This window comes from Candidatus Syntrophosphaera sp., from assembly GCA_019429425.1.
Classification (GTDB): Bacteria; Cloacimonadota; Cloacimonadia; order Cloacimonadales; family Cloacimonadaceae; genus Syntrophosphaera.
On the sequence record JAHYIU010000094.1, the window covers coordinates 1 to 8,752 of the forward strand.

Sequence of the window (8,752 nt, forward strand, 5' to 3'; positions counted from 1 at the left end):
CAAGATGAAAACAATGCAATTTGCCGCTTGGCCTTACATAGATTGTGAGTAACGAGGGATATCAGATGCCCTCAAACAACCTGAGAAACAACGAGTTGGAATTTACACCAACATTTGGGACTCAACAGAGGGATATCCAACTGGGTTCATTACGCCTGATTATTACCTGCCCCAAGGTTCATATACCGGCCATATCGAGAGTGACGATGCATACTTGTATTTCTTTGCGCAGGATAATGTCTCGATCTATTCTTACTCGACCACAGATATTGACGACCCGGTAGCTGTTCCAGCGATAAATAGGATAAGATGCTATCCAAACCCGGCAGTCGATGACCTCGTGATAGAGATCAAGGGGCATGTGGATCCTAATCGACCTATCAAAGTGTTCAATATCAAGGGGCAACTCATTAGATCAATTTCCGTTGGACAAATTACAAGTGAAGGTGTTAGATTTGTCTGGGATGGCAAAGACAATGACGGTGATCGGGCATCATCTGGAATATATTTTATCCGCCTGCAGGCTGAATGGATATCCTTAAGTCATAAAGTGCTATTGATGAAATAGGTACATTGGCAGTCCGGGGATTTGCAGAAACCTTGATACCGATTTGCAGAAACCCTGATACTGGGGTCTCACCAAAAACAGCGATTTGCAGCGAAAGTGATACTATTTGCAGTTTTACTTGATACTTATAAAAAAGATCCCAAAGTTTCCGATTTTCTAGCTGGTCTGGCTCCCCTTATCAATACGGTGTCAATACGGACTCATTACGGACAAAGTCCGTAATGAGTCCGTATTGACACCGTAATGATCAAGAGAGCCATATGGTGAAGATATTAATGGATAATGTTTAAAGACAGATATAATGAGCATTGGTCAATCAGCAGCCGTAAAGTCCAGATCGGCAGTTAAATAGGGGTCTATGCGAGTCAGGCAGGTCAGGATTTCAATTGCAACCCTAAGCGGGGCAATAACTGTTTTACACAGGGGTCAAAGAGTGCTGCTGAAGTCAGCCTTGCCCTTTTTGCCGAAAGGATTTGGGCTGTCCGCTAATGGTTTTTTCAAGATTAGGCGAGCCCAGCACCCACCCGATCTGTTAAAGAGCCTTTATTAAGCAGGGATCCTGGTCCCTTACCTGGAGCAAGATGGGGGTTTGGAAAGATTTTACTTGAACGAAAAGCGCCTTTGAATAAAATGGCATTTCATAGAAAAATTCCTTTCAAAAGGAGCATCATAATGAGAGTTATCGAAGGAAATCTCGTATCCAAGGGATACAGGTTCGCCCTGGTGGTCAGCCGCTTCAATGAACTGATCAGCAGAAAGCTGCTGGAGGGCGCGATCGACTGCCTGGTCCGGCACGACGTGCGCGAAAAGGACATCACGGTGCTTTGGGTGCCGGGGGCTTTCGAGATCCCGCAAATAGCCCAGGCCGCCACCAAGAGCAAGGAAATTGACGCCGTGATCTGCCTGGGTGCGGTCATCAGGGGCGGGACCCCCCATTTCGAATACGTGGCCTCGGAAGTCAGCAAAGGAGTTGCCCAGGTGGCTTTGACCCAGGCCAAACCAGTCATCTTTGGCATCCTGACCACGGACACGATCGAGCAGGCCCTGGAACGGGCTGGCACCAAAGCCGGGAACAAAGGTTTTTCCGCGGCCAGCACGGCTTTGGAGATGCTGAACCTGATGAAGGAACTGCAGAGTGGGACAAAGGCGTAAAAGCCGCGAGCTAGCGGTTCAGACGCTTTATGCTTTGGATTTCGCGGAGGTCGGAGCCGAATTCCGCGAGTATGACCAATTGAACAAATATCCAGAGATCCTCAGCCAGCTCGCGGCCGCTGAAAAGATCGAGAACTCCGCGCCGGTTTTGGATTTCGCGGACGACCTGATCAAAAACGCGATCATCAACCAGGAGGAGATCGAGGCCGAGATCGACCGCCACAGCGAGAACTGGCGGCTGGACAACATTGCCCTGCTTGACCGCAGCATCCTCCACGTCGCCGTGTATGAACTGATGTTTACGGACACACCGCCGGCGGTGGTGATCAATGAGGCCATCGAAGTTTCCAAAAAGTATTGCAGCGAGGGCAGCGGGAAATTCCTCAACGGGATCCTGGATTCGGTGCGCAAGGAGCTTCTGGAAAAGGAAAGGATCGAGAGCGGCAAACCGCAGTGAATTATATGGAACAGAATAAAATTCAGACCTGTTCTCTGGGGGTTTTTGCCTACAACGAAGCTGGAAACATCGTTCCGCTGCTGGAGTCCCTCTGCGGGCAAAAACTACGCCGGGCCCGGATCGCCGAGATCATCGTCGTCTCCAGCGCCAGCACGGATGGGACGGACGAACTGGTGCGGGAGTTCGCCGTCGGCCATCCTGAGGTCCGGTTGATCGCCCAGCCCCGCCGTGAAGGCAAATCCAGCGCCATCAACATCTTTCTGCGGGAAGCGGCGTCCGATCTCCTGGTGGTGATCTCCGGCGATGTGATCCCCGCGCGCGATACAATAGAAAAGCTGGTTTCAGCCTTTGCCGATCCCAGGATCGGGGCCACGGGCGGCAGGCCGGTTCCCGTCAATTCAGATAGCACTTTCATCGGCTATGCCGTCAATCTGCTCTGGCGGCTGCATCATCGCATGGCGCTGATCTCTCCCAAGCTGGGTGAGATGATCGCCTTTCGCAAATTGATGGATGAGATTCCCGAGGAATCTGCGGTCGACGAAGCCAGCATCGAGGCGATCGTTCGCGCTGCCGGATTCAAGCTGCGCTACGTGCCGGACGCCCTGATCAGCAACCGGGGGCCGCAAAACCTCAAGGACTTCATCAAACAGCGCCGGAGGATCCAAAACGGCCATCTCTGGCTGCAAAGACGGCAGGGCTACAAAGTGGTGTCCCAGAACGGCGGGACCCTTCTCTGGATCCTGCTGGCCGAACTGCGCGAATTTCCCAAAACCGCTGCCAAGATACTGGCGGTGATGGTTTTGGAGCTCTGCTGCCGCCTGCTGGGCAGCTATGATTTTCATGTCCGGGGCAAAAACCCCTTTGCCTGGGACATTGCCCATTCCGCCAAGAATCTGAAATCCTAAAGGGATTTGAACAATTATGATAAAACTGCTTTTTAGAATGCTCGGATACTGGCTGATGAAACACATCGGCTTTCCGCGCCTGCTGCCCATCAACTATACCGTAAGTTTGCTCTACACCTGCAATTCACGCTGCAGCACCTGTAACATCTGGAAAAAGAAGGCCCGCAATTTCAGCGTTGACGAGTATGCAAGGACCTTCAAAAGGATCGGCAGGGCTCCATATTGGATCACCTTCAGCGGGGGAGAGCCCTTCATGCGCAACGACATTGTGGAAGTGGTGAGCGCGATCTACTCCATCTCCCGGCCCAAGATCATAAACATTCCCACCAATGGGATCCTGACCAATGTGATCGTGGAAAAAACTGCCGCGATCGCCAGAGCGTGTCCCAAGGCCCAGATCATCATCAACGTCTCCATCGACGGCATTGAGGAACAGCACGACGAGATCCGCAACGTCCCCGGAAACTACAAAAAGGCCATCCTCACCTTCAACAAACTGAAATCTCTCAAGATTCCGAATCTGGCGGTGGGGATCCACACCGTGATCTCGCAACTCAACGTGGAAAGCTTTCCCAGCATTGCCAACGGGCTGATGCATTTGAAACCAGATTCCTACATCACCGAGATCGCCGAGGAACGCGTGGAACTGGACACCATGGGGGCGAACATCACCCCCTCGCTGGTGGCCTATAAATCCGCCATCGACTACCTCATCCACAGCATAAAAAATGAGCAATACAAAGGCATGAACAAGATCACCATGGCTTTCAGGATCGAATATTACAACCTCGTGAAGAGGATCATGCGCGACCAACGCCAGGTCCTGCCTTGCTATTCCGGGGTGGCCTCGGTTCAGATCTCTCCGGATGGAGACGTCTGGAGCTGCTGCATCAAGGCCAAAAGCCTGGGCAACCTGCGACAAAATCGATACAATTTCAGGGAGATCTGGTTCAGCCACAACGCGGAGCTGGAACGCCGCTCCATTCATAAAAGACAGTGTTGGTGCCCCCTTGCCAACGCCGCCTACACAAACATGCTGATGGACCTGCCCACGCTGCTGCGGGTTTTCTGGCGCAGTTCGATCAGATGGTGGACCTAAAATGATATCGATTCTCAGCAGATCATCCCAATACCCTCAAAGCCTCTGCGAATTCCAGGCCAGCAAGGACGGCCGCTACGGTTGGTTTCTCTGCGCCTTGAACGAAGAGCAGAACCTCGCTTTGGAAGAGATCCAGACCCAGATCAAACTGGAGATCATGAATTCCGGCGTTTTGGAGATCAGCAAGATGGAGATCGAAAGCTGGCTCAAGAGCTTCTTTGCCGATTTCCATTGGAAACTCCATGCCAGCCTGCGCAAGACCGATCTGCAGGAAAAGGGGGTCTCGCTCTTTTTCGCCGTCGTTTATGACAGCGACATCTATATTGTCCAGTTTGGCCGGATCTTCTGCGCCTCCACCAATGGAAAAAAACTCGAGGTTGTGGGCCGGAACTGGAAGAACTTCCATGTCCAGAGCCTTGAAGAGCTTGGTTTGTTGGGGCTTTCGGGCGAGGACATCAAGGTCCGGACCCAGCATATCCATCTGGCGGAAAACGAGAGCCTGATCGTGCTGCCGGGCGGCATTGCCGGCAAGGTCTTTGAAAGCGGTACCGAGGTCAAAAGCTTGCTGCCGCTGATCGAATCCTACAGCGGGGTGCAAAACCCGCTCTGGCTCGTCGTCAAGAACATCCCCCAGTTGCAAAAGTTGAAGAAGAACCGGATGAACAAGCTCCAGGTGACCTCTTTTGTCCTGCTGCTGGCCACTTTTCTGGCCATCCTCTACATGGCCTTCGGCGGCAGGTTCTTCGACGTCAAGCTGCATCAGGCCAAGCAGGATGTCTCCCAGAGCCAGATGCGGGCCATGACCACGGAGATTCTTGCCAATGTGGGCAAAGTGCTCAATTCGCCAGCCCGCAGCATTGAACTAAACCTGGCCTGGAGCGCCGATCTGGATTATCCCGTGACCGCCATTCCGGCCTTCAACCAGCAGAACATTTATCTGGTGAGCGGCAGCACCTTGCTCGGCTACGACAAGAAAACCCGGGAACTGGCGTGGCAAACTTCTTTCGAAGCGCCGATCCTGGCCCTGCTCAGCACCGAGAGCGGGATCGACCTCTGCCTGGCCAACAAACAGGCAGTCGGCCTGGATAAAGAGGGAAAGGAAATCTGGCGCCAGGAACTGGCGATCAACCTCTCCGGACATTCCTATCCCCATATGCTGGAAATCACGCCCAATCAGGACAAACGCATTGACCGCAGCATAACTGTCATCCCCATGGAAAAGGGCCTGAGCGTGCTGGACAGCCAGAACGGCACCGTCATGAGCGAATTGCAGCTCAATGAAAACCTCAGCTACCTATCCCCCTATGACGATTATGCCATGTGCTTCTACGCCGTGGTGGACAACTCCATAATCTGCATCGAGCTGAAGATCGTGAACTGATGAAGGCCAAACATCTCCTTCCCGGGATCCTGCTGATTCTTTGCGGAATGCTGTCCGCGGTGACCGGCTCGGTCTCGCGCACCGGTTTTGCCCGCCTGCAGTATGACGGCGGCGGCGATTGGTACAACGATCCCGAAGTTTTGCCCAATCTGGCCAGGTTTGTCAATTCCACCCTGAACACCGATTTCCCCCTCGACCAGAATGTGGTCCGGGCAAGCGACGCCAGGCTGTTCGAACAACCTTTCGTCTATCTCACCGGGCATGGAAACATCCGCTTCGATGAGCGCGAGCTCCAGAACCTGAGGGAATGGATGCTGCGCGGCGGCTTTCTCTATGCCGATGACGACTATGGCATGGACACAGCTTTCCGGCGCGAGATCAAACGTGTGTTTCCAGAGTACGACCTCGTCGAACTGGACGGCTCATTTCCTCTGTTCACCAGCTTTTTCGACTTTTCCACGGGGCTGCCCAAGATCCACCAGCATGACGAAAAACCGCCCCAGGCTTTCGGCATCTTTGACGAAAACGGACGCCTGATGTGCTTCTACACCTATGAGACCAATATCAGCGACGGCTGGGCTGACCCCTCCACCCACAAGGACCCTCCCGAGGTCCGCGAAGCCGCGCTGCGCTTTGGCTGCAACATCATCTACTATCTGATCTCCCGGGGCTGACATGCGCGTTTGCGTTATCTCGGACATCCATTACAAGTTCGCGCCCGAAACCGAGGCAGACCTTCAGAACGAAGAACTGGTGCTGTCCTTTCTGCGCGGAGCGGTTGGAAAGTATGACCTGATGGTGCTTAACGGCGATATCTTCGACCTCTGGTTCGATTGGAAATACGCCATGATCAAGCAGTATTTCCCCCTGCTCCACAGGCTGGCGGAAATAGCCGAAAACGGCTGCAGGCTGGTGCTGGTGAGCGGAAACCACGATTTCTGGTTTGGAGATTTTCTTTCCCGCTACTTGGGAATGGAGATCCATGACGACAAATTTTCCCTCGAGGCGGATGGCAAAAAAATGCTCTTCACCCATGGTGACCTGCATACGGTCAATGACTTTCGCTACAAGTTTTTCCGCCGCCTGGTCCGCTTCCCGGCCACCAGGAAGCTTTTTTCCCTGCTCCATCCGGACCTGGCCCTGGCCCTGGGTGGGAAAATGTCCCGCTCCAGCAGGCTGCGCGAGGTTTCCCACATCCTGCAGAGCAAAAAAAGCAGCGGCCTGCTCAGATACGCCCAAAGCCAGATCCGCAGGAACAAATTTGACCTCGTGTTCATGGGCCACAGCCACAAACCCGCCATCAGGGAACTGGAGGGCGGCACCTATGTGAACAGCGGGGATTGGATACAAAACCACAGCTATGTGGAGATCATCAATGGAATTTTACATCTTGAACACTATGCCAACAAGGAGAATCAAAATGAAACGGATCCATCTCAAAACGGCCCTGACGGCCATGATCCTGCTGCTCAGCCTCACCCTGCTGAATTGTCAGACGAACGCGGGTAAGGGCGAAGCCAACGCATTGGAGGAGAACATGCAAACAGAACAGAACGTCGTGAAAGCGACCATGGTGACCACCTACGGAAACATCGAGCTGGAACTCTGGCCGGACAAGACTCCCAAGACCGTGGAGAACTTTGTCAAGCTCAGCAGCGAAGGCTTTTACGACGACACCTATTTTCATCGCGTCATCCCGGATTTCATGATCCAGGGCGGCGATCCCAACACCAAGGACGGGGACCGCGCCAACGACGGACAGGGCGGCCCGGACTACCGTTTTGAAGACGAATGCTACACCCAGGGCGAACAGGTGACCGGCAGCATCGAGGATGAAGAGACCGCCATGCTGGTCTGGTCCCAGATCATCATTCCCTACATGCAATCCGCCTCTGCCCCTGCCGAAGAGGTTTTCGACGTTGTCCGCAGGGTGCAGGAAACCCAATCCGGAGCCCCCATCATGGAACACACGATCGAGTGGTTTCAGGAGCGCACCGGACTCCGCGATCCCTTGCATGCCCAGATCCTGATCTCGCCTGTGCTCTATGCCCACATCTGCATGGCCAACGCGGGCCCCAACACCAACGGCTCCCAGTTCTTCATCGTCACCCGCGAAGGCGGAACCCCCCATCTGGACGGGCGCCACACGGTTTTTGGAAAGGTAACCCAGGGCATGGACGTCGTGCATACGATCGAAAACCTGCCCCGCGACAGCGCGGACAACCCCAACCCGGAAAACCAGGCTTTCATCAAGTCCATAACCATCCATAAATAAAACAGCCATGGCCCGGGTATCTGAATCCGCGCTCCAACAGGAGATAATGGCCTGGATAGGGCAAAACCAGTATGTCTATCTGGCCACAGTCGACAAAAAACAACCCCGGGTGCGGCCCGTGGTCCTGTTCATCCACGCGGGGCGTCATTTTTTCGCCACTTTCAGCGGAGACGCCAAGGTGGGGCAGATCGCGGCCAACAAATGGGTGGAGATCTGCGTTCCCCTTTCCGAGGACGGCCACACCGGCTATATCCGGCTCTCGGGGACCGCTTCCATTGTAAACAAAGCAGCGCTCAAGGCTGAGGCTTCTGAGCGCTGCTACTTCTTCGACGAATACTTCAGAGGCTCTGACGATCCGGATTACACCCTGATCGAGTTCTTGCCAGAAGCGGCCGAATACCTCCGCCCCGGCGAGAGATACAGCCAGAGCCTGAACCTCAAGCTCTGATCCCAAGCGGGCCAAGGAGACATCATGAAAGCGATCTTCACCTACGATGACGAGCATTTGGGCAAATGCTACATCGTGATTCCCAAGATCCGGGAGATCTCCCGCGGCCTCGGAAACGTGGTCGTCACCTTCGACAACGGGGACAAGCGCACCCTGGCAGTGGATGATACCAACGCTGCCGTGCAGCAGATGCTGGACGCCATCGAAGCCTTCTATTCCTGAAATGCTGTTCGGAATTGACAATCCCGTAGTCCTGGCCCTGCTGGGCACCACTTTCACCTGGCTGATGACCGCCGTCGGCGCCGCCTTCGTCCTCTTTTTCAGGTCCTTCAAGCCCTGGCTGTTGGACACAATGCTCGGTTTCGCCGCCGGAGTGATGATCGCGGCCAGTTTCTGGAGCCTGCTCAATCCCGCCATTGCCATGAGCAAGGGCAATCCGCTGCCCGCCTTGCTGGGATTTCTGGCCG

Annotated in this window: 12 protein-coding genes; all 12 read left to right on the forward strand. The window is 54.2% G+C overall.

Annotated features, from left to right (window positions below; all coding sequences use genetic code 11):
• Positions 1–340 precede the first annotated feature (340 nt).
• Positions 341–568: a hypothetical protein gene (locus tag K0B87_08540; GenBank protein MBW6514785.1), complete on the forward strand. Its 228-nt coding sequence runs from the start codon at positions 341–343 to the stop codon at positions 566–568.
• Positions 569–1,240: 672 nt separating this feature from the next.
• Positions 1,241–1,720, forward strand: coding sequence for a 6,7-dimethyl-8-ribityllumazine synthase (ribE, locus tag K0B87_08545; GenBank protein MBW6514786.1), 480 nt, complete (start codon positions 1,241–1,243; stop codon positions 1,718–1,720).
• A complete protein-coding gene (gene nusB, locus K0B87_08550; protein MBW6514787.1) occupies positions 1,704–2,177 on the forward strand; it encodes a transcription antitermination factor NusB in 474 nt (157 codons plus the stop codon). Before ribE ends, nusB begins: the two co-directional genes overlap by 17 nt.
• 5 nt (positions 2,178–2,182) lie before the next feature.
• Positions 2,183–3,082, forward strand: a complete 900-nt coding sequence (locus tag K0B87_08555; protein MBW6514788.1) for a glycosyltransferase — start codon at positions 2,183–2,185, stop codon at positions 3,080–3,082.
• Between the two features lie 82 nt (positions 3,083–3,164).
• The gene (locus K0B87_08560) at positions 3,165–4,181 is read left to right on the forward strand and encodes a radical SAM protein (GenBank protein MBW6514789.1); all 1,017 of its coding nucleotides are present in this window, start codon (positions 3,165–3,167) and stop codon (positions 4,179–4,181) included.
• A gap of 1 nt (position 4,182) precedes the next feature.
• The gene (locus K0B87_08565; GenBank protein ID MBW6514790.1) at positions 4,183–5,562 is read left to right on the forward strand and encodes a PQQ-like beta-propeller repeat protein; all 1,380 of its coding nucleotides are present in this window, start codon (positions 4,183–4,185) and stop codon (positions 5,560–5,562) included.
• On the forward strand, positions 5,562–6,236 hold the full coding sequence (locus K0B87_08570; protein MBW6514791.1) for a DUF4159 domain-containing protein: 675 nt from the start codon (positions 5,562–5,564) through the stop codon (positions 6,234–6,236). The genes K0B87_08565 and K0B87_08570 overlap by 1 nt, the downstream gene beginning before the upstream one ends.
• A 1-nt stretch (position 6,237) precedes the next feature.
• On the forward strand, positions 6,238–7,071 hold the full coding sequence (locus tag K0B87_08575) for a UDP-2,3-diacylglucosamine diphosphatase (protein ID MBW6514792.1): 834 nt from the start codon (positions 6,238–6,240) through the stop codon (positions 7,069–7,071).
• Positions 6,983–7,837: a peptidylprolyl isomerase gene (locus tag K0B87_08580; GenBank protein ID MBW6514793.1), complete on the forward strand. Its 855-nt coding sequence runs from the start codon at positions 6,983–6,985 to the stop codon at positions 7,835–7,837. Before K0B87_08575 ends, K0B87_08580 begins: the two co-directional genes overlap by 89 nt.
• Positions 7,838–7,844: 7 nt before the next feature.
• Positions 7,845–8,285, forward strand: coding sequence for a pyridoxamine 5'-phosphate oxidase family protein (locus tag K0B87_08585; protein ID MBW6514794.1), 441 nt, complete (start codon positions 7,845–7,847; stop codon positions 8,283–8,285).
• Positions 8,286–8,309: 24 nt separating this feature from the next.
• Positions 8,310–8,507 carry a hypothetical protein gene (locus K0B87_08590; protein ID MBW6514795.1) on the forward strand — a complete coding sequence of 66 codons (198 nt, stop codon included), beginning with the start codon at positions 8,310–8,312 and terminating at the stop codon, positions 8,505–8,507.
• A 1-nt stretch (position 8,508) separates the two neighbouring features.
• Positions 8,509–8,752: ZIP family metal transporter (locus K0B87_08595; protein MBW6514796.1), on the forward strand; the 244-nt coding region annotated here is incomplete at its 3' end.